At 58.9% G+C, this 20,673-nt stretch carries 22 protein-coding genes; all 22 read right to left on the bottom strand.

Features of this window, described 5'->3' with window-relative positions; translation table 11 throughout:
* Window positions 1–249: 249 nt before the first annotated feature.
* Window positions 250–651 carry a DUF2802 domain-containing protein gene (locus P406_RS07675; protein ID WP_003412376.1) on the bottom strand — a complete coding sequence of 134 codons (402 nt, stop codon included), beginning with the start codon at window positions 649–651 and terminating at the stop codon, window positions 250–252.
* Window positions 652–1,131: a chemotaxis protein CheW gene (locus tag P406_RS07670; protein WP_003370201.1), complete on the bottom strand. Its 480-nt coding sequence runs from the start codon at window positions 1,129–1,131 to the stop codon at window positions 652–654.
* A gap of 57 nt (window positions 1,132–1,188) precedes the next feature.
* Window positions 1,189–2,091 (bottom strand): CheW domain-containing protein, encoded by a 903-nt coding sequence (locus P406_RS07665; protein WP_032703045.1) that lies wholly within the window; start codon window positions 2,089–2,091, stop codon window positions 1,189–1,191.
* A gap of 75 nt (window positions 2,092–2,166) precedes the next feature.
* Window positions 2,167–2,955, bottom strand: coding sequence for a ParA family protein (locus P406_RS07660; protein ID WP_003316833.1), 789 nt, complete (start codon window positions 2,953–2,955; stop codon window positions 2,167–2,169).
* Between the two features lie 45 nt (window positions 2,956–3,000).
* Window positions 3,001–3,888: a flagellar motor protein MotD gene (motD, locus tag P406_RS07655; RefSeq protein ID WP_003412380.1), complete on the bottom strand. Its 888-nt coding sequence runs from the start codon at window positions 3,886–3,888 to the stop codon at window positions 3,001–3,003.
* A 6-nt stretch (window positions 3,889–3,894) separates the two neighbouring features.
* Window positions 3,895–4,635 carry a flagellar motor protein gene (locus tag P406_RS07650; protein WP_003412383.1) on the bottom strand — a complete coding sequence of 247 codons (741 nt, stop codon included), beginning with the start codon at window positions 4,633–4,635 and terminating at the stop codon, window positions 3,895–3,897.
* Complete coding sequence (locus tag P406_RS07645; RefSeq protein ID WP_046235854.1) at window positions 4,635–5,795, bottom strand: protein-glutamate methylesterase/protein-glutamine glutaminase; 1,161 nt, start codon at window positions 5,793–5,795, stop codon at window positions 4,635–4,637. The genes P406_RS07650 and P406_RS07645 overlap by 1 nt, the downstream gene beginning before the upstream one ends.
* 50 nt (window positions 5,796–5,845) lie before the next feature.
* Window positions 5,846–8,098: a chemotaxis protein CheA gene (locus P406_RS07640; RefSeq protein ID WP_046235853.1), complete on the bottom strand. Its 2,253-nt coding sequence runs from the start codon at window positions 8,096–8,098 to the stop codon at window positions 5,846–5,848.
* A gap of 33 nt (window positions 8,099–8,131) precedes the next feature.
* Window positions 8,132–8,917 carry a protein phosphatase CheZ gene (locus P406_RS07635; protein ID WP_003316828.1) on the bottom strand — a complete coding sequence of 262 codons (786 nt, stop codon included), beginning with the start codon at window positions 8,915–8,917 and terminating at the stop codon, window positions 8,132–8,134.
* Window positions 8,918–8,936: 19 nt separating this feature from the next.
* A complete protein-coding gene (locus P406_RS07630) occupies window positions 8,937–9,311 on the bottom strand; it encodes a chemotaxis response regulator CheY (protein WP_161420660.1) in 375 nt (124 codons plus the stop codon).
* A gap of 256 nt (window positions 9,312–9,567) precedes the next feature.
* Window positions 9,568–10,308: an RNA polymerase sigma factor FliA gene (gene fliA / locus P406_RS07625; RefSeq protein WP_002554271.1), complete on the bottom strand. Its 741-nt coding sequence runs from the start codon at window positions 10,306–10,308 to the stop codon at window positions 9,568–9,570.
* Window positions 10,305–11,138 carry a flagellar synthesis regulator FleN gene (gene fleN, locus P406_RS07620; RefSeq protein ID WP_003412391.1) on the bottom strand — a complete coding sequence of 278 codons (834 nt, stop codon included), beginning with the start codon at window positions 11,136–11,138 and terminating at the stop codon, window positions 10,305–10,307. The genes fliA and fleN overlap by 4 nt, the downstream gene beginning before the upstream one ends.
* A 115-nt stretch (window positions 11,139–11,253) precedes the next feature.
* Window positions 11,254–12,582 (bottom strand): flagellar biosynthesis GTPase FlhF, encoded by a 1,329-nt coding sequence (gene flhF / locus P406_RS07615; protein ID WP_003412393.1) that lies wholly within the window; start codon window positions 12,580–12,582, stop codon window positions 11,254–11,256.
* An 11-nt stretch (window positions 12,583–12,593) separates the two neighbouring features.
* The gene (flhA, locus tag P406_RS07610; RefSeq protein ID WP_003412395.1) at window positions 12,594–14,723 is read right to left on the bottom strand and encodes a flagellar biosynthesis protein FlhA; all 2,130 of its coding nucleotides are present in this window, start codon (window positions 14,721–14,723) and stop codon (window positions 12,594–12,596) included.
* A gap of 262 nt (window positions 14,724–14,985) precedes the next feature.
* The gene (gene flhB / locus P406_RS07605; protein WP_003412397.1) at window positions 14,986–16,122 is read right to left on the bottom strand and encodes a flagellar biosynthesis protein FlhB; all 1,137 of its coding nucleotides are present in this window, start codon (window positions 16,120–16,122) and stop codon (window positions 14,986–14,988) included.
* Entirely contained in the window at window positions 16,123–16,908 is a 786-nt protein-coding gene (gene fliR, locus P406_RS07600) for a flagellar biosynthetic protein FliR (RefSeq protein ID WP_003412400.1), read from the bottom strand.
* 6 nt (window positions 16,909–16,914) lie between these two features.
* Window positions 16,915–17,184, bottom strand: coding sequence for a flagellar biosynthetic protein FliQ (locus P406_RS07595; protein WP_003417827.1), 270 nt, complete (start codon window positions 17,182–17,184; stop codon window positions 16,915–16,917).
* A gap of 25 nt (window positions 17,185–17,209) precedes the next feature.
* Window positions 17,210–17,962, bottom strand: a complete 753-nt coding sequence (gene fliP, locus P406_RS07590; protein ID WP_003412403.1) for a flagellar type III secretion system pore protein FliP — start codon at window positions 17,960–17,962, stop codon at window positions 17,210–17,212.
* A complete protein-coding gene (gene fliO, locus P406_RS07585; RefSeq protein ID WP_046235852.1) occupies window positions 17,962–18,402 on the bottom strand; it encodes a flagellar biosynthetic protein FliO in 441 nt (146 codons plus the stop codon). The genes fliP and fliO overlap by 1 nt, the downstream gene beginning before the upstream one ends.
* Complete coding sequence (gene fliN / locus P406_RS07580; RefSeq protein ID WP_003370145.1) at window positions 18,402–18,860, bottom strand: flagellar motor switch protein FliN; 459 nt, start codon at window positions 18,858–18,860, stop codon at window positions 18,402–18,404. Before fliN ends, fliO begins: the two co-directional genes overlap by 1 nt.
* A 61-nt stretch (window positions 18,861–18,921) precedes the next feature.
* On the bottom strand, window positions 18,922–19,890 hold the full coding sequence (gene fliM, locus P406_RS07575) for a flagellar motor switch protein FliM (protein ID WP_003412410.1): 969 nt from the start codon (window positions 19,888–19,890) through the stop codon (window positions 18,922–18,924).
* A 9-nt stretch (window positions 19,891–19,899) separates the two neighbouring features.
* On the bottom strand, window positions 19,900–20,412 hold the full coding sequence (gene fliL, locus P406_RS07570; RefSeq protein WP_003343996.1) for a flagellar basal body-associated protein FliL: 513 nt from the start codon (window positions 20,410–20,412) through the stop codon (window positions 19,900–19,902).
* Window positions 20,413–20,673 lie beyond the last annotated feature (261 nt).

Genomic DNA, 20,673 nt, shown 5'->3' with positions numbered 1-20,673 from the left:
TACGTCGCACCCTGCGTCGTCTGTGCCATCGCGATAAAAAAGCATTTTAGACAGCATTAACAGTTAAGGCATGATCTTGTGCCGCACCGGAAATTTATGACGCTAAGCGTTACGGAGGGCATGCCAACGCGGAGTGGCTGGCACGAGAGTTACAAGATTATCGTTCCTCACGCTCCAGCGTGGGAATGCAGTTCTGGACGCTCTGCGTCCGGCCTTGGGTGTGCAGCGCAGGCGTGCAGGGAAGAGAAACTAGCTCGCTGTATTGCCGTGCAGTTTGGTCATCAGTTGCGCTTCGGCCTGGGTCAGGCCGCAGGACTGGGTCAGCTCGTCGATGCTGGCACCCATGCCGACCAGACGGGCGGCCTGGGCGAAGGACAGCGTGGAGGGATCGCGCTGCTCCAGTGCGGTGAGCTTGTCCGGCAACGGCGCAACGACGGCACGCAGCTCATGCAATGCCTCGCCCATGCGCACCGTGCCGTTCTGGTAGTTGTCCAGGCGTCTGGCCAACTCCTTGATCCGCTGATCCCGCAAGGCAGCCGCGTCATCACGCTCGGCGTCCAGCTTGCGCTGACGCCTGGTATGGGCCAGGAACATAAACAGGGTGACAACCCAGAGAATGCCCAGAAAGACGACAGCTACCTCAAAGATCAATCAGATGTTCTCCAGCTCGGACCACTCTTCTTCGGACATCATTTTGTCCAGTTCAACCAGAATCAACAGTTCGCCGTTCTTGTTGCAAACGCCCTGAATGAACTTGGCCGATTCGTCGTTACCAACGTTAGGCGCAGTTTCGACTTCTGACTGACGCAAGTAAACCACTTCAGCCACGCTGTCGACCAGAATACCGACCACTTGCTTGTCGGCTTCGATGATCACGATACGCGTATTGTCGCTGACTTCAACCGGGGCCAGGCCAAAACGCTGGCGAGTATCGATCACGGTCACGACGTTACCGCGCAGGTTGATGATGCCCAGCACATAGCTTGGCGCACCCGGCACCGGGGCGATTTCAGTGTAGCGCAGCACTTCCTGCACCTGCATTACGTTGATGCCGTAGGACTCGTTGTCCAGGCGGAACGTAACCCATTGCAGAATAGGATCTTCGGAACCTTGTGCAGACGACTTATTCATAACCCCAACCCCTCACGTGTGTTCTTTGCAGGTGACGCCACTGGCATCGACCCATGATTATTTCGACTTGTTCAACTGCTTGACCGCGCCACTGGCTATCAGCTCGGCCAACTCTGCAACATCCAGCAACGCGCACATATGCTCGATGACCGTACCCGCCAGCCATGGACGATGACCTCGCTGCGCACGCCATTTGATCTCGTTCGGATCAAGACGCAACGAACGGCTGACCTGATGCACCGCCAGCCCCCACTCGTATCCCTGCACCGAAATCACGTACTGCAATCCCTGGCGAAAATCGTCGCGGTAGCGATCAGGCATGATCCAGCGCGCGGTATCCAACACTTTCAGGTTGCCTGCCTGACACGGCAGGATCCCGAGAAACCAGTCCGGCTGACCGAACAGCGGCGTCAGCTCCTGCCCCGCCAGCGGATAAATCGACCCCAGACACACCAGCGGCACCGCCAGTGTCAGACCGGCCACATCGAACAACAGGCATTCGAATGGCTCGGCAGCCCATGCCGGACGACCATCACTGGTCGGCGGTGGCGTCGGGGTACGCTGGGCTGCCAGCGTGCTCAACTCGGCGACTGGTTCTACCAGCGCAACGCCTGGCACTGCCTCTTCAACCTGAACCACTTCAACCTGCACCGCTTCGGCAACGATCACCGGAGCGACTTCAACCACTGGCGCAGGCGCCAGCACCTGCACCTCGACAGCCACCGGAGCCGGCGCGGCAACCGCGACCGCCAGTGGCTTGATCTGCGCCTGCATCCGCGCATCAAAGGCCTGCTCTTCGAGCACAGCCGCCTGAAATTCATCGATGCTGCTGACGGGCTCTTCGAGCACTTCAGTCGCGTCGTACAGCAATGCGTCCAGATAGGACTGCAAAGCCAGTTTGGGTCGTGTTGCTACTTCTACAGGGCGGTTCATACCGGGGCCCAACAAAAAATGGAGCATGTGCAGCCTGATACAGTTATCGGCCGCATTGAGGCATCACTTGAGCAAACAATGTAGAAAGAGTAGACGTTCACGTCAGGCCACCTGCGCATTGAGCTGCTCGGCGAGCATATGCTTGAGCAATGCCCGGTAAGCGATCACACCACGACTCTTGCTGTCGTTCTGCGACGGCGTAAGCCCCAGACGGCTGGCATCGCGCAGTCGCGTATCGACCGGCACATAGGCTTGCCAGACGTGCTCGGGGAAGCTGTCGCGCAACAGTTTCAAGGTACCCATCGATGCCTGGGTACGGCGGTCGAACAAAGTCGGCACGATGGTGTAAGGCAGTGGCACCTTGCGCGAACGGTTGATCATGGTCAGCGTGTTGACCATGCGCTCCAGACCTTTCACGGCCAGAAACTCGGTCTGCACCGGAATCGCCAACTGTTGGCTGGCCGCCAGCGCATTGACCATGAGAACGCCCAGCAGCGGCGGACTGTCGATCAAGGCATAGTCAAAATCCTGCCACAACTGAGCCAGACTTTTCGCGACAACCAGACCCAGGCCGCTCTGGCCGGGTGACTGGCGTTCCAGTGTGGCGAGTGCCGTGCTGGAGGGTATCAGCGAGATACGTTTGTCGCTGGTAGGCAGCAGCAACTGGCCGGGAAGACCGTCCGGCACTGCGCCTTTATGCAGGAACAGATCGAAAGCACTGTGTTCCAGTTCGTCCGGGTTATGCCCGAAATAACTGGTCATGGAGCCGTGAGGGTCCAGATCGACCACAACCACGCGCTTGCCTGAATCGGCCAGCAAACCGGCCAGGGCAATGGTCGTGGTGGTCTTTCCGACTCCACCTTTCTGGTTGGCTACTGCCCAGACTCTCATTAATTGTTTTCCTTCCGTACAGCGACGACCATACCGATACGATGTTTAGGGGGCGGGTGACGGAGAATTGACGGCGTTCGCGCGTACCGGCGGCTTTGCTGGCACCGGTGCAGTTTGTGTGCCAGCACGCCGCAATGCAGCATCAGGCTGCACATTGGCCGATCCAGCGCTGGTCAGGCTGCGGCGAACGTCCAGATTGCGCGAGATAACCAGCACTACACGGCGGTTCTTGGCGCGGCCGGCAGTGCTGGTGTTGGGGGCGATCGGCTGAAACTCACCGTAGCCCACCGAAGCGAGTCGCGCCGGATTGACACCGTCCATGGCCAGCATGCGCACAATGCTGGCAGAACGCGCCGAAGACAGCTCCCAATTGGTCGGAAACTGTGCAGTGCTGATCGGCTGGTCGTCGGTAAAGCCCTCGACATGGATCGGGTTGTCGAAGCGTTTGACGATCCCGGCGACCTTTTCGATGATGGTGAACGCCTTGTCGCTGGGCATCGCATCGCCGCTGCCGAAAAGCATGCTGGAGTTGAGTTCGATCTCGATCCACAATTCGTTGCCGCGCACCGTCATCTGGTCGGACTTGATCAGGTCACCGAACGCATCGCGCACGTCCTGGGCGATGGTCTGCAACGGGTCATCAGAGGCCTGACCTATACCGGCGTCAGTCTGCTCGCTGTCCTTGACCAGCGGCTCGGCGGGCTTGATCGAGACCGGGCGCTGCTCGCCGATGGGGATAGGCTTCATGGTGCGTTCGGTGTCGTTGAACACGCCGACCAATGCCTGGGACAGAATCTTGTACTTGCCTTCGTTGACCGAGGAAATCGAGTACATCACCACGAAAAACGCGAACAGCAAGGTAATGAAGTCGGCATACGACACCAGCCAGCGTTCGTGATTTTCATGTTCTTCGACCTGACGACGGCGAGCCATGCGCTGTTACTCCATGAAGCCTTGCAGCTTGAGTTCGATGGAGCGCGGGTTTTCACCCTCGGCGATGGACAACAGACCTTCAAGCAACATTTCGCGATAGCGCGCCTGACGGTGGGCAATGGCCTTGAGCTTGTTGGCTACAGGCAGGAGGATCAGGTTGGCCATGGCCACGCCATAGATCGTGGCGACAAAGGCCACCGCAATACCGCTGCCCAGTTGGCTGGGATCGGCCAGGTTACCCATGACATGAATCAGGCCCATGACTGCGCCGATGATACCCACGGTCGGCGCGTAGCCGCCCATGCTTTCGAATACTTTCGCCGCCTGAATATCGCGGGTTTCCTGCGTGATGAAATCCACTTCGAGAATGCTGCGAATCGCGGCCGGCTCGGCACCGTCGACTAACAGTTGCAACCCCTTGCGCGAATAACCGTCGGGCTCGGCATCGGCTACGGTTTCCAGACCCAGCAAGCCCTCTTTGCGAGCGGTCATGCTCCAGCCGATGACCCGGTCGACACCGCCGGGCAGATCGATACGTGGCGGGAAAATGATCCAGTGGATGATTTTCATGGCACGCATGAACGCGTTCATGGGCGACTGCAACAGCGAAGCACCGAGGGTACCGCCCAACACGATCAGCGCCGCCGGACCATTGAGCAAGGCACCGAGGTGCCCGCCTTCGAGAAAATTGCCACCAATGATTGCGACAAACGCCAGAATCAGACCGATAAGGCTCAGTACATCCATCAGAGACAGGCCTCTACCAGGTGCCGACCGATGTCGTCGAGACTGTAGATCGCATCCGCGAGTTCGGCCTTGACGATGGCCATCGGCATGCCATAAATCACGCAGCTCGCTTCGTCCTGAGCCCATACGGTACTGCCGGCCTGCTTGAGCAGACGCGCGCCCTCGCGGCCATCGGCACCCATGCCGGTCAAGACCACCGAAAGCACCTTGTCGCCGTAGGACTTGGCGGCAGAGCCAAAGGTAATGTCGACGCAGGGCTTGTAATTGAGGCGCTCGTCGCCCGGCAGAATCTTCACCGTACCGCGTCCGTCAACCATCATCTGCTTGCCACCCGGCGCCAGCAGCGCCACACCAGGACGCAGCACGTCGCCGTCTTCGGCTTCCTTGACGCTGATCTTGCACAGCTTGTCGAGACGCTCGGCAAACGCTTTGGTAAACGCCGCAGGCATGTGCTGAATCAGCACCAGTGGTGCCGGAAAATTGGCTGGCAGTTGGGTCAGCACCCGTTGCAGCGCGACCGGGCCGCCGGTTGAGGTACCAATGGCCACCAGCTTGTAGGCCTTGCGCTTGGCCGTGCCTGAAGTCGTCGGGTGCGCCGGCGCATGATGGGCCGGGGCGGCCGGGGCGGCAGCAGGTGTTGCCGTGCGTGACGGCACTGCCCTGGCAGGTGCAGGGGCTGGCGCGGAGGCGCGGCTGGACAACGTCGACGATGCCGGAGCCGCCGGAGCGGCACTGGCTGAACCGAACCCGCTGGAACGACGGTTACTGCGTGAAATGCTGTTGATTTTCTCGCACAGCAGTTGCTTGACCTTCTGCGGGTTGCGCGAGATATCTTCGAAATTCTTGGGCAGAAAATCCACCGCACCGGCGTCAAGAGCATCCAGCGTCACGCGCGCACCTTCGTGCGTCAGCGACGAGAACATCAATACCGGGGTGGGGATACGCTGCATGATATGGCGAACTGCCGTAATGCCATCCATCATCGGCATTTCGTAGTCCATGGTGATGACATCCGGCTTGAGCGCCAGCGCCTGCTCAATCGCTTCCTTGCCGTTGGTGGCGGTGCCGACCACTACAATGTTGGGGTCCGAAGAAAGAATTTCCGTAACGCGGCGGCGGAAAAAACCGGAATCATCCACCACCAGGACCTTGACTGCCATAAACACTCCAATAGGTGCCGCAGGCAGCCAGGCTGCCCGCGACCCCGGGTTCAGATACGCCGTGCGGCGTAACGCTTGAGCATGCTGGGTACATCGAGAATCAAGGCGATGCGACCGTCACCGGTGATGGTGGCGCCCGACATGCCCGGCGTACCTTGCAGCATCTTGCCCAGCGGTTTGATAACCACTTCTTCCTGACCGACCAGCTGATCGACGACAAAACCGATGCGCTGAGTGCCGACCGTGAGAATTACCACGTGCCCTTCACGCTGCTCCTCGTGAGCCGCCGAACTGACCAGCCAGCGCTTGAGGTAGAACAGCGGCAAGGCCTTGTCACGTACGATCACCACTTCCTGGCCATCAACCACGTTGGTAGTCGACAGGTTCAGGTGGAAGATTTCGTTGACGTTGACCAGCGGGAAAGCGAAGGCCTGGTTGCCCAGCATCACCATCAGGGTCGGCATGATCGCCAGCGTCAACGGCACCTTGATGACGATCTTCGAACCCTGGCCCTTGGTCGAGTAGATGTTGATCGAGCCGTTGAGCTGGGAGATTTTGGTCTTGACCACGTCCATGCCCACACCGCGACCCGACACATCGGAAATCTCGGTCTTGGTCGAGAAGCCCGGTGCGAAGATCAGGTTGTAGCAATCGGTGTCACTCAACCGATCGGCTGCATCCTTGTCCATGACGCCGCGTTTCACCGCAATGGAGCGCAGGACGTTAGGGTCCATGCCCTTGCCGTCATCGGAGATCGACAGCAGGATATGGTCGCCTTCCTGCTCTGCGGAAAGGATTACCCGCCCGCCGCGGGACTTGCCCGTGGCTTCGCGCTCTTCCGGCGTTTCGATACCGTGGTCGACCGCGTTACGCACCAAGTGGACCAGTGGATCGGCAAGCGCCTCTACGAGGTTCTTGTCGAGGTCGGTTTCTTCGCCGACCAGTTCCAGGTTGATCTCTTTCTTGAGCTGGCGAGCCAGGTCACGAACCAGACGCGGGAAACGACCGAAAACTTTCTTGATCGGCTGCATGCGGGTTTTCATCACCGCAGTCTGCAGATCGGCGGTCACCACATCCAGGTTGGAAACGGCCTTGGACATGGCTTCATCGCCGCTGTTGAGACCCAACCGCACCAGGCGGTTACGCACCAGCACCAGCTCGCCGACCATGTTCATGATCTCGTCCAGTCGGGCGGTATCGACACGAACCGTGGTTTCGGCTTCTGTCGCCACCGGCTTTTCGCCGGTAGGCGCAGGAGCGCGCGCAGGGGCCGGAGCCGCTGCGGGTTTGGCCGGTTCGGCTTTGGCAGCAGGCGCCGCAGCAGGCTTGGCAACAGGAGGCGGCGGTGGCGGAGCAGGCGCCTTGGCAACAATCGCCTCCGGCTCGAACTTGCCCTTGCCATGCAATTCGTCGAGCAGGCTTTCGAATTCGTGATCGGTGATTTCGTCCGACGCAGCAGCAGCGGGTGCCTTGGCAGCAACGGCCACAGGTGCAGCAGCTACGGGAGCCGCTACGGCACCATCAAACGAGCCTTTGCCGTGCAGTTGATCGAGTAACGCTTCGAATTCATCGTCAGTGATTTCGTCACCGGCAGGCGCGGCACCGCGCTGCGCCGCAGGAGCGGGGGCCGGAGCGGTTGCAGCATCAGCCGCAAACTTGCCCTTGCCATGCAACTGATCAAGCAGGGATTCAAATTCCTGATCGGTGATTTCATCACTTGCCGGCGCAGCGGCTGCTGGCGCCTGTGCAGGCGCTGCAGATACCGGGCTGGAGCCGTGCAGCGAATCGAGCAGCTGCTCGAATTCATCATCGGTAATTTCGTCGCCAGCAGCTGGTTCTGCAACCGCAGCAGCAGCCTGGACTTCAACCACCGGCTCGGGCTCTGGCTCGGGAGCCGCGGCCTCATCGGCAGATTGTGGCTCGGCCAGACGCGCCAGCGCGGCCAGCAGTTCTGGCGTCGCCGGAGTTACGTCAGTCCGTTCACGTACCTGACCGAACATGCTATTGACGGAGTCCAGTGCTTCAAGGACCACGTCCATCAGTTCGGAATCAACGCGACGTTCACCCTTGCGCAGGATGTCGAACACGTTTTCGGCGATGTGGCAGCACTCCACCAGCTCATGGAGCTGGAGGAAGCCGGCGCCCCCTTTTACAGTGTGAAAACCGCGAAAAATTGCATTGAGCAGATCAGCATCATCCGGTCGGCTTTCCAGCTCGACCAATTGCTCTGACAACTGCTCCAGAATTTCGCCGGCCTCTACCAGAAAATCCTGAAGGATTTCTTCATCGGCGCCGAAGCTCATGGGGTGCTCCCTAAAATTAACCGTCAACAGATCTTAGAAGCCGAGGCTCGATAGCAGATCGTCTACATCATCCTGTCCGGATACGACGTCTTCACGTTTATCGGCATGAATCTGCGGACCTTCACCCTGAGCGAGATGTTTTTTAGGATCTTTTTCATCGAGGATGGATTGTTCGTCATGTTCGATGCCAGCAAAGCGATCGACATGACTGGCCATGAGCACCAGTTTGAGCAGATTGCTCTCGACTTCAGTGACCAGTTGCGTCACACGCTTGATGACCTGACCGGTAAGGTCCTGGTAATCCTGGGCAAGCAGAATGTCATTGAGATGCGCGGAAACCTGATGGGTTTCCTTCTCGGTACGCGTCAGAAAACCATCGACCCGCTTGGCCAGCTCGCGGAACTCTTCGGCACCGATTTCGCGGCGCATGAAACGTCCCCAGTCGTCGCTCAACGCCTTGGCGTCGGAACTCAGGCCGTTCATGACCGGCGTACTCTCCTCCACCAGGTCCATGGTGCGGTTGGCCGCATTCTCGGTCAGCCTCACCACATACGACAGGCGTTCGGTAGCATCCGTGATCTGCGACACTTCCTCGGCTTGAGGCATGTGCGGATCGATGTGAAAGTTTACGATTGCACTGTGCAGCTCACGAGTCAGCTTGCCCACTTCCTGATAAAGGCCGCGGTCGCGTGTCTGATTGAGTTCGTGGATCAGTTGCACAGCGTCACCGAAACGACCCTTTTCAAGGCTGGTGACAAGTTCCTGCGCGTGTCTTTTTAAGGTCGACTCAAAGTCGGCCATCGAATCATTGTTATCCATAGCGCCCTCGCGGCTTGCATCAGCTATTGACGCGTTCAAAGATCTTGTCGATCTTGTCTTTCAGGGCTTGGGCAGTGAATGGCTTGACTACATAGCCGTTCACCCCAGCCTGGGCAGCTTCAATGATCTGCTCACGCTTGGCTTCGGCAGTGACCATCAGCACGGGAAGGCTCTTGAGGCGTTCGTCCTTGCGGACTTCGCGCAGCAGATCGATACCGGACATGCCAGGCATGTTCCAGTCCGTCACCAGAAAGTCAAAGGCACCGCTCTGCAGCATCGGCAATGCGGTCAGACCATCATCCGCTTCCGATGTGTTGGTAAACCCCAGATCACGCAAAAGGTTCTTGATGATCCGCCGCATCGTTGAGAAGTCATCAACGATGAGGATTTTCATGTTCTTGTCCAATTCGACCTCCAAGCAGTCTTTAACGCGTTCAGCACCTGAACACGCTGTTCACTCAATACTGGCACAGCACACCCCCGGCTGTACGAAACGACGACGGGCTTGGCACAACAACAGGCAAGGACCTGAGAAACAAGCCCATCGAGGCAATGCCTGACAGGCTTCTGACGGGTCGATCCTGTTACCACGTAACGCTCTGCACAGCCGGCTTGCAGTCAACATGCGGCCAAAGACCGCACATTGCCTGTCAACGCGCTCGCCACTCCCCCAAACGCCCTCGCAAACGAGCTGCGCACTGGCTGTGTAACTGACTGACCCGAGATTCGCTGACCCCAAGAACCTCTCCGATTTCCTTGAGGTTCAGCTCTTCGTCGTAGTACAGCGCCAACACCAGACGCTCGCGCTCTGGCAGATTGGCAATTGCATCGGCCAACGCAGCCTGGAAGCGCTCGTCTTCCAGGTCGCGCGACGGCTCAAGCGATCCGCTTGCGCCATCCTCGTGCAGCCCTTCATGATCGCCGTCCTGCAGCAGGTCGTCGAAACTGAAGAGGCGGCTGCCCAAGGTGTCATTCAAAATCCCGTAGTAATCATCGAGACTCAACTGGAGTTCGGCCGCAACCTCGTGATCTTTAGCGTCACGGCCGGTTTTAGCTTCAATTGCCCGAATTGCGTCACTGACCATGCGCGTATTGCGGTGTACCGAGCGTGGCGCCCAGTCACCCTTGCGCACTTCATCGAGCATCGCACCACGGATGCGAATGCCGGCGTAGGTCTCGAAACTCGCACCCTTGGTGGAATCATACTTGGTGGAGACTTCAAGCAGGCCGATCATGCCGGCCTGGATCAGATCCTCGACCTGCACACTGGCCGGCAAGCGCGCCAGCAGATGATAAGCGATACGCTTGACCAATGGCGCATAGCGCTCGATCAACTCATATTGTGAATTACGGGACGCCTTGCTGTACATCTGGTAGCCGCTCGCAGTCATTGCACAGGCCCTGCACTGGTCTGGTGAACGAGTCGCTCAACGAAGAACTCGAGATGACCCCGCGGATTGGCTGGCAACGGCCAAGTATCAACCTTCTGGGCAATGGCCTTGAAAGCCAGAGCACATTTGGAACGCGGGAATGCTTCGTAAACGGCGCGCTGTTTCTGTACAGCCTTGCGTACGCACTCGTCGTACGGCACGGCGCCTACATACTGCAGCGCAACATCGAGAAAACGATCCGTCACTTTGGTCAGTTTGGCGAACAAGTTGCGCCCTTCCTGCGGGCTCTGAGCCATGTTGGCCAGTACCCGGAAGCGGTTCATGCCGTAATCGCGGTTAAGCAGTTTGATCAGGGCGTAGGCATCGGTGATCGACGTGGGTTCATCGCACACCACCAGCAGCACTTCCTGAGCGGCGCGCACGAAGCTGACCACCGACTCGCCGATACCGGCGGCCGTGTCGATCACCAGCACATCGAGGTTGTCGCCAATCTCGCTGAACGCCTGGATCAGGCCGGCATGCTGGGCGGGCGACAGATGCACCATGCTCTGGGTGCCGGAAGCAGCGGGTACGATTCGAACCCCGCCCGGCCCCTGCAACAGCACGTCGCGCAACTCACAACGCCCCTCGATGACATCGGCAAGTGTGCGCTTGGGCGTTAACCCGAGCAGCACGTCGACATTGGCCAGACCCAGATCGGCGTCCAGCAGCATGACGCGACGGCCAAGCTCGGCGAGGGCCAGTGAAAGGTTCACTGACACGTTAGTCTTACCGACGCCACCTTTGCCACCGGTCACCGCGATAACCTGTACGGGATGCATGCTGCCCATGTTATTTCTTTACCTTGTCTTGCGTAGACCGAAACCACATCGAGGGCTGCACGTGCGCAAATGAACACTGCATGGCAGACCGTTGACGCAGGGACATTCCAATAATATCCATCACTTAACCCACTCTCTTGCCAGGGGTGTGATAGAGGTCAGCAAACATATCAGCCATTGCTTCCTCGCTAGGCTCGTCCTGCATCTGCACACTCACCGCGCGGCTTACCAGCTGATGACGACGCGGAATATGCAGGTCATCAGGAATGCGTGGTCCGTCCGTGAGGTAGGCCACAGGTAATTCGTGACTGATCGCCAGGCTCAGGACTTCACCGAGGCTGGCCGTTTCATCAAGCTTGGTCAGAATGCATCCGGCCAGGCCACAACGTTTGTAACTGTGATACGCGGCTGTCAGCACCTGCTTCTGGCTGGTGGTGGCCAGTACCAGATAGTTGCGTGACTTGATGCCGCGACCCGCGAGGCTTTCCAGCTGCATGCGCAGCGCAGGATCACTGGCCTGCAGCCCGGCGGTGTCAATCAGCACCACACGCTTACGCAGCAGCGGTTCCAGCGCCTGAACCAGAGACTGGCCAGGATCGATATGGGTGACCGGTACGTTGAGGATGCGCCCAAGGGTCTTGAGCTGCTCCTGCGCGCCGATGCGGAAACTGTCCATGCTGACCAGTGCGATATTCTGCGGGCCGTACTTCAGCACGTAACGTGCTGCCAGTTTGGCCAGGGTGGTGGTCTTGCCCATTCCGGCAGGACCGACCATTGCAATCACGCCGCCCTCTTCGAGCGGCTCGACTTCGGGTACGGCGATCATGCGTGCCAGGTGCGCCAGCAGCATGCGCCAGGCCTGACGAGGCTCGTCAATCTCCGGAATCATCGACAGCAGGTCGCGTGACAGCGGGCCGGACAGGCCGACACGTTGCAGACGACGCCACAGGTTGGCCTGCTGCGGACGACTGCCCTGCAGCTGGTTCCAGGCCAGCGAGCCGAGCTGGACTTCCAGCAGCTCACGCAGGCCGTTCAGTTCGGAACGCATCGAGTCATAGGCGCGCTGGCCGATGGCAGGCTCGGCGGCCTGTGGCGCTGCGTACGCGAATGGACGCGGCGGCTCTTCGAGTGTCGGCTCGATGTGCGTATCGGCAGGGTTGACCGGCTTGCCGGAAAACAGCTGCAGGTTGATCGATGCGTCGCTGTCGCTGCGGTTGTTCAATTCGGCCTGGGCAGAGACGATGCGCGACTGAGTCTTGCGCAGTTCGTCTTCCAGTTCCATGTTCGGCACACGCGGTGCCAGGGCGGACAGCTTGTAATCCAGAGCAGCAGTCAGCTCTACGCCACCGGCAATGCGCCGGTTACCGATGATGGCCGCTTCAGCGCCCAGCTCATCGCGAACCAGCTTCATGGCTTGACGCATATCGGCGGCGAAAAATCGCTTAACTTGCATGACTCACTACCTCAGCCGTTCGGCCCGACAGTCGCTACGATGGTTACTTGCTTGTTGTCCGGAATTTCCTGGTACGCCAGAACATGCATGTTCGGTACAGCCAATCGTCCAAATCGTGACAGCATCGCCCGGACAGGCCCTGCTACCAGAAGAATTACCGGCAACCCTTGCATCTCCTGACGCTGGGCGGCCTCGATCAACGAACGCTGGAGCTTTTCAGCCATGCTTGGCTCAAGAAGAACGCCTTCTTCCTGACCCTGACCAGCCTTCTGCAAACTATTGAGCAATATCTGTTCCAACCTTGGTTCCAGAGTGATAACAGGCAGCTCCGGCTCAACGCCTACAATGCTTTGGACGATTGCGCGGCTCAGACCCACGCGCACTGCGGCCACCAAAGCGGCGGTATCTTGACTCTTCCCGGCGTTGTTGGCGATAGCCTCTGCAATGCTGCGGATATCCCGCACAGGTACGTGTTCAGCCAGCAGCGCCTGCAGCACGTTGAGCAGCGAGGACAGCGACAGCACGCCAGGTACCAGCTCTTCAGCCAGCTTGGGCGAGCTTTTGGCCAGCAATTGCATCAATTGCTGGACTTCCTCATGGCCGATCAGCTCATGCGAATGCTTGTAGAGAATCTGGTTCAAGTGGGTCGCCACCACGGTACTGGCATCGACCACGGTGTAACCCAGCGACTGCGCCTGACTGCGCTGGCTGATTTCGATCCACACGGCTTCCAGACCAAACGCCGGGTCTCTGGCGGTGATGCCATTCAGGGTGCCGAACACTTGACCAGGGTTGATCGCCAGCTCGCGATCCGGGTAGATCTCGGCCTCGGCCAGAATCACGCCCATCAGCGTCAGACGATAGGCGCTGGGCGCCAGATCGAGGTTGTCGCGAATGTGCACAGTGGGCATCAGGAAACCGAGCTCTTGCGAGAGCTTCTTGCGCACGCCCTTGATACGCGCCAGCAACTGACCACCCTGATTGCGATCCACCAGCGGAATAAGGCGATAACCCACTTCCAGACCGATGATATCGATGGGCGTCACGTCATCCCAGCCCAGTTCCTTGGCGTCCTGAACGCGGGTCGGAGACGGCAGCAGGTCCTGCTGGCGCTGCACTTCGGCGATGGCCTCGACCTTCACCTGGTTTTCTTTCTTCCACAACAGGTAGGCGCCGCCGGCGGCAACCAGCCCGAGGCTGATAAAGGAAAAGTGCGGCATGCCCGGGACAAGGCCCATGACGATCATGATTGCAGCGGAAACACCCAGCGCCTTGGGCGAAGCGAACATCTGACGATTGATCAGCTTGCCCATCTCTTCCGAACCGGAAGCACGGGTCACCATGATCGCTGCGGCGGTAGACAGCAGCAGTGATGGCAATTGCGCCACCAAACCGTCACCGATGGTCAGCAGGGTATAAACACGGCCTGCGTCGGCGAAAGTCATGTTGTGTTGCAGGATACCGACCAGCATGCCGCCGATCAGGTTGATGAACAGAATCAGCAGACCGGCAATCGCATCGCCGCGCACGAATTTACTGGCACCGTCCATGGAACCGTAGAACTCGGCTTCCTGGGCGACTTCGGCACGGCGGCGCTTGGCTTCCGGCTGATCGATGAGGCCGGCGTTGAGGTCGGCGTCGATCGCCATCTGTTTGCCGGGCATCGCGTCGAGGGTGAAGCGCGCGCTCACCTCGGAAATACGACCGGCACCCTTGGTGATTACCACGAAGTTGATGATCATCAGAATCGCGAACACCACGATACCGACGACATAGTTGCCACCGATCACCACTTCACCGAAGGCTTGAATCACCTTGCCCGCAGCGGCGTGGCCGTCCTGACCGTGAAGCATGACCACTCGCGTGGAAGCGACGTTCAGCGCCAGACGCAGCAACGTGGCGACCAGCAGAATGGTCGGAAATACCGAGAAGTCCAGCGGCCGCAGGGCATACACGCAGACCAGCAGCACGACGATGGACAGTGCGATGTTGAACGTGAAGAACACGTCCAGCAGGAACGGCGGCATAGGCAACATCATCATTGCCATCATGACCAGCAACAACAACGGAACGCCCAACTGACCACGGCCCAGGCCTGTGATATTGCTGCGTGCGCTACTGAGTAATTGAGAGCGATCCACTGATTCGTTACCTGCGCACTAGATCAAAACATTGACGCCAATGGCGCCCTGTATCGACCCTGTTGCAAAAAGCTGTCCAACTTTTACAAAGCCAGTGGCGGTAAGGCTTTAGACACAGAAGTCACGTAAATCCGGTGCGCTGAGTGCAGTCAGAAAACCTTCTCGTTTGCCTGCGCAAGAGCGGATGCGGGTTGTCCAGAACGGCATGTCCACGCGGAGCACGGGCACCATAGGTCTCTGCCGGCAACGAAGGGGGAGCGGACTACTCGTCGCGCTGCAGGTCGGGGGGGATCTTGATGTCGCCCAGAGGGTCGGGACGCTTGCCCTGACCGGCGCGGAACTGGCGGATCTGGTAGACGTAGGCCAGCACCTGGGCGACGGCCAGATACAGGCCGGCAGGAATCTCCTGGTCAAGCTCGGTGCTGTAATAGATAGAACGCGCCAGTGCCGCTGACTCCAGAATCAAGATCTCGTTATGCGCGCCGATTTCGCGAATTTTCAGCGCCACCAGATCAGTACCCTTGGCCAGCAACATCGGCGCCCCGCCCTGCTCGGGATCGTATTTCAGGGCAACGGCGAAGTGTGTCGGGTTGGTGATAATCACGTCGGCCTCTGGCACAGAAGCCATCATGCGCCGCTGGGACATTTCGCGCTGCAACTGGCGAATGCGCTGCTTGACCTCAGGGCTGCCCTCGCTGTTCTTGTGCTCGTCGCGCACTTCCTGCTTGGTCATCAACAGCTTCTTGTGCGCTTCATACAACACGAACGGCACGTCCGCCGCCGCGATGAATATCAGGCCGCACGCCATCCAGAAACTGCTCCAGCCCACCACCAACAGGCTATGGATCATGGCCTGCTCGAGCGGCTCGTGAGCAATCGCCACCAGGTCCTTGCGCTCATTGTTAAGGACCGCCAGCGCAACTGCCAGAATGATCAGAAATTTTCCGAGCGACTTGAGCAATTCGACCAGCGCATGCGGCGAGAACATGCGCTTGAGACCTGCTGCCGGGTTCATGCGGCTGAACTTGGGCATCAATGATTTGGTTGCGAACAGCCACCCACCCAGCATGATCGGCCCCACCAGTGCGGCGACCAGCATGGCGATCAGAAACGGCAGGACCACGATCAGCGCATGCGTCCCGGAGCTGAGCAGCGCCTTGCCCATGTAGGACTGATCCATCAGGGTTTCACGGGATATCGTGAAATTGTCACGCATAAGCTCGGACATCATCACGGCGATATCGGAGCCGAACACCAGTAACCCGCCCGCCCCCATCAGCATCACTACCAGCGTGGTCAGCTCCTTGGAGCGGGCGATCTGGCCGTCAGCCCGTGAGTCCTTGACCTTTTTTTCCGTGGGGTCTTCTGTCTTGTCCTGGCCATTCTCGTTTTCCGCCATTCAACGAGCCCTCACCATGTCGCGCAACGCCTGCAAGGCCTGCGTAGCGATCGGTTGATACTGATTGAGAATGTCGCCCATCGTCATCCACAGAATGACCATGCCCAACACCAGCGTAAGCGGGAAACCGATGGAAAAGATGTTGAGTTGCGGCGCGGCGCGGGTCATGACGCCAAAGGCGATGTTGATGATCAGCAGCGCAGTAATTGCAGGCAACACCAGTCGCATGCCCGAAGCCAGTACCCAGCCCAGCCCGTTGGCCAGTTCCCAGAAATTATTGACCAGCAAACCACTGCCGACCGGCATCGTGGTAAAGCTCTCGACGAGAATTTCCAGCACCACCAGATGGCCGTTCATGGCCAGAAACAACAGGGTGACCAGCATCGTGAAGAACTGACCGATGGTGGCGGAGGAAACACCGTTGGTAGGGTCGACCATCGACGCAAAACCCATCCCCATCTGCGTCGAGATGATCTGCCCCGCGACCACAAAGATATGAAAAAACAACTGCAGCGACAGGCCCATCCCGGCGCCGATGATGATCTGTTCACCGATCAGCAACAGCGCGCTCAGATCGAGTGCCTGCACGGCCGGCATGGCTGGAAGCGCAGGCGCGACAACCACGGTGATCGCCACGGCGAGGTACATGCGCACGCGACGCGGGACCAGCGTAGTGCCGATGATCGGCATGGTCATCAGCAACGCGATGATGCGAAACAGCGGCAGCATGAAGCTGGCTACCCAGGTACTGATCTGGGTATCGGTCAGCGCAAGCATCGGCTGCATGCCGTACTAGCCGATCACGGTCGGAATACTGGTGTACAACGACAGCATGTACTCCATGAATATTTTCAACAGCCACGGGCCGATGACGATGAGGGTAATGAGCATCACCAGCAGGCGCGGCAGGAAGCTCAAGGTCTGTTCGTTGATCTGCGTGGCCGCCTGAAACATGGCCACCAGCAGACCGCACAGCAGGCTCGGCACTACAAGAATCGCGACCAGCACAGTGGTCAGCCACAGGGCCTCGCGGAACAGATCGACGGCTACTTCCGGCGTCATCGGGCAGACTCCTTAGCAAAACGGCTCATACGCCACCAAAACTGCCAGCCAGGGTGCCGACAATCAGCGCCCAGCCGTCCACCAGCACAAACAGCATGATCTTGAACGGCAGAGAAATGATCAGCGGCGAAAGCATCATCATACCCATCGCCATCAGCACACTGGCCACCACCATATCGATGATCAGAAACGGAATGAAGATCATGAAGCCGATCTGAAACGCCGTCTTGAGTTCCGAAATCACGAACGCCGGAACCAGAATGGTCAACGGCGCGGCATCCGGAGTGGGAATGTCGGTACGCTTGGACAGGCGCATGAACAGTTCGAGGTCGCTGGTGCGCGTCTGGGCCAGCATGAAGTCCTTGATCGGCACTTGCGCCTTGGCCACCGCATCCTGCGCGGAAAGCTTCTCCGCCAGGTAAGGCTGCAAGGCATCCTGATTCACCCGGTCGAAGACCGGCGCCATGATGAACATGGTCAGAAACAGCGCCATGCCGGTGAGGATCTGGTTCGACGGCGTCTGCTGCAGGCCGAGGGCCTGACGCAGAATCGAGAAGACGATGATGATTCGCGTGAAGCTGGTCATCAACATGACGAACGCCGGAATGAAGCTCAGCGCGGTCATGATCAGCAGAATCTGCAGACTGACCGAATACTCCTGCTGACCATCGGCACCGTTGGACAGCGTGATCGCCTGGATCGACAGCGGATCGGCCGCCAGCGCAGCAGGCGTCACCATGACCAGCAACAGCAGTATCAGGAAACGCAAGGCGCCCATTACTTCTTGTCCTTATCCTTGCCCATCAGCTCCATCAGGCGCTGAGCGAATTCAGGGGTAGCCTGCTCGCGCACCGGCACCTGTACGGGCTCCTTGAGCACATGCAGAGGCGTGATTCGCCCGGGCGTAATGCCCAGCAGCACTTGTTCATTGCCGATCTGCACCAGCACCAGCCGATCACGCGGACCCAGCGCGCGCGAACTCACCAGCTCGATCACCTGATTGCTGTTGGGCCCGACGCGCTGCACCCGGCGCATCAGCCAGGCGAGCACGAAAATCAGGCCAATCACCAGAATCAGACCGAACAACAGTTGCACCACCTGCCCGCCCATACCGCCGGAAACCGTGTTGGCCACCTGCGCAGGCGCCGCCTGAGCGGCGGGTTCGGCGGCCCAGGCCAGAGATGGCAGGGTCAGCAGAACACTCAGCCAGCGCTTCACTAGCGCAGCTTCTTGATGCGTTCGCTCGGACTGATCACGTCGGTCAGACGGATCCCGAACTTTTCGTTGACCACCACCACTTCGCCATGGGCGATCAGCGTGCCGTTGACCAGCACATCCAGCGGCTCGCCCGCCAGACGATCCAGCTCGATCACCGAGCCCTGGTTGAGCTGCAGCAGGTTGCGGATGTTGATGTCGGTGCTGCCCACTTCCATGGAGATCGACACCGGAATGTCGAGAATCACATCCAGGTTGGGACCATCCAGAGAAACCGGACCGGTGCTTTTCGGCACGCTGCCAAACTCTTCCATCGCCATCCGGCTACCCGAATTTCCGGCATCCGCAGCCAGCAGCGCATCGATATCAGCCTGGCTGTCGCCAGCTTCGCCCAATGCAGCAGCCCACTCATCCGCCAATGCCTGATCTTCAGCAGACATCGTATCGTTTTCATCAGCCATCGGTTGTCCTCTGCACGCAGTATTTCAGTTACGCAACAATTTCCGACGTTGACCAGACTGGTCAGCGTCGCGCTATGGGTTCGATTACTTGCAGGGCCATCTTGCCCTTGTGCGAGCCAAGCTTGACCTTGAACGAAGGTACGCCATTGGCACGCAAGACCAGCGAATCGCCCAGTTCCACAGGGATCACATCACCAGGGCGCATGTGCAGGATGTCCCGCAACGGCAACTGGCGCTGGGCGATGGTCGTGGTGAGCGGAACGTTGACGTCCAGCACGTCTTCCTTGAGCGCGTTGACCCAACGCTCGTCCTGGTCGTCCAGATCGGACTGGAAACCGGCATCGAGCATTTCGCGAATCGGCTCGATCATCGAGTACGGCATGGTCACGTGCAAGTCGCCGCCACCGCCATCGAGTTCGATGTGGAAGGTGGAGATCACTACAGCCTCGCTCGGCCCGACGATGTTGGCCATCGCCGGGTTCACTTCCGAGTTGATGTACTCGAAATTGACTTCCATGATCGCCTGCCAGGCCTCCTTGAGGTCGACAAACGCCTGATCCAGCACCATGCGCACGACACGCAGTTCGGTTGGTGTGAACTCACGGCCTTCGATCTTGGCGTGACGACCGTCACCACCGAAAAAGTTGTCCACCAGCTTGAACACCAGCTTGGCGTCGAGAATGAACAGCGCGGTGCCACGCAGCGGCTTGATCTTGGCCAGGTTGAGGCTGGTCGGCACGTACAGGGAATGCACATACTCACCGAACTTCATGACCTGAACACCGCCCACTGCCACGTCCGCCGAGCGGCGCAGCAGGTTGAACATGCTGATACGCGTGTAGCGGGCGAAGCGCTCGTTGATCATTTCCAGCGTCGGCATGCGTCCGCGGACGATCCGGTCCTGGCTGGTCAGGTCGTAACTTTTGACACTGCCAGGCTCGCTGTTGTTGTCAGTCTGGACCATCCCATCGTCGACGCCATGCAGCAGCGCATCGATCTCGTCCTGGGAGAGCAGGTCTTGCACGGCCATGTGAGAGTCCTACTGCAATACGAAGTTAGTGAAGAGCAGCTGTTCGATCACAGTCTTGCCGAGTTCTTTCTGTGCGACTTCCTGAATGCTGGCGGTCGCTTTCTGACGCAGCATTTCCTGGCCGATCGGCGAAGCCAGCGATTCGAAGGGAATGGCTGCAAACAGCATGACCAGATTATTGCGGATCAATGGCATGTGTACCTTCAGTGCTTCCATGTCGGCGGCGTTACGGCCCAGCATAGTGATGCTCACCTGCATGTAGCGTTGGCGACCATTGGCGTTGAAGTTGACCACGAAGGCCGGGGTCATCGGTTCGAACACCGCCACTGGCTTGACGTTCGCTGCGGCTGCGGCCGCCGCTGGATCTACCTTGCTTTCGCTCTTGTGCATGAGGAACCAGGTCGCGCCCACCGACAAGCCTACCGCCAGCAGCAACGCCACGACGGCAATGATAATGAGCTTGAGTTTGCCTTTACCTTTGCCGGTGGTCGCGGGGTCTTTAACTTCTTCGCTCTGCGCCATGCCAATAATCCGTCACTATTCAAGAGGTTCTTCAATACGTGACAGAGGCAGAGCAAGTGTTATGCCAGAGTTGTACGAGGCGGAGATGTATCGGACACAAACGGTTACGCGCCTAGGCGCAGAGGCATGGTGATTCTTGTGAAAGCACTTTAGGGCAATTTGGCTAAGGGCACAGTTCGGGAGCTAATGACTATCGTTCCTCACGCTCCGCGAGATCGGAAGAGCGTCGTGTAGGGAAAGAGTGTAGATCTCGGTGGTCGC

Origin of the sequence: Pseudomonas syringae pv. coryli str. NCPPB 4273, assembly GCF_000972175.1 — a bacterium.
Lineage (GTDB): Bacteria > Pseudomonadota > Gammaproteobacteria > Pseudomonadales > Pseudomonadaceae > Aquipseudomonas > Aquipseudomonas syringae.
The sequence above is the reverse complement of the archived record's forward strand: the minus strand, read 5'-3'. Positions and strand labels throughout refer to the sequence as shown.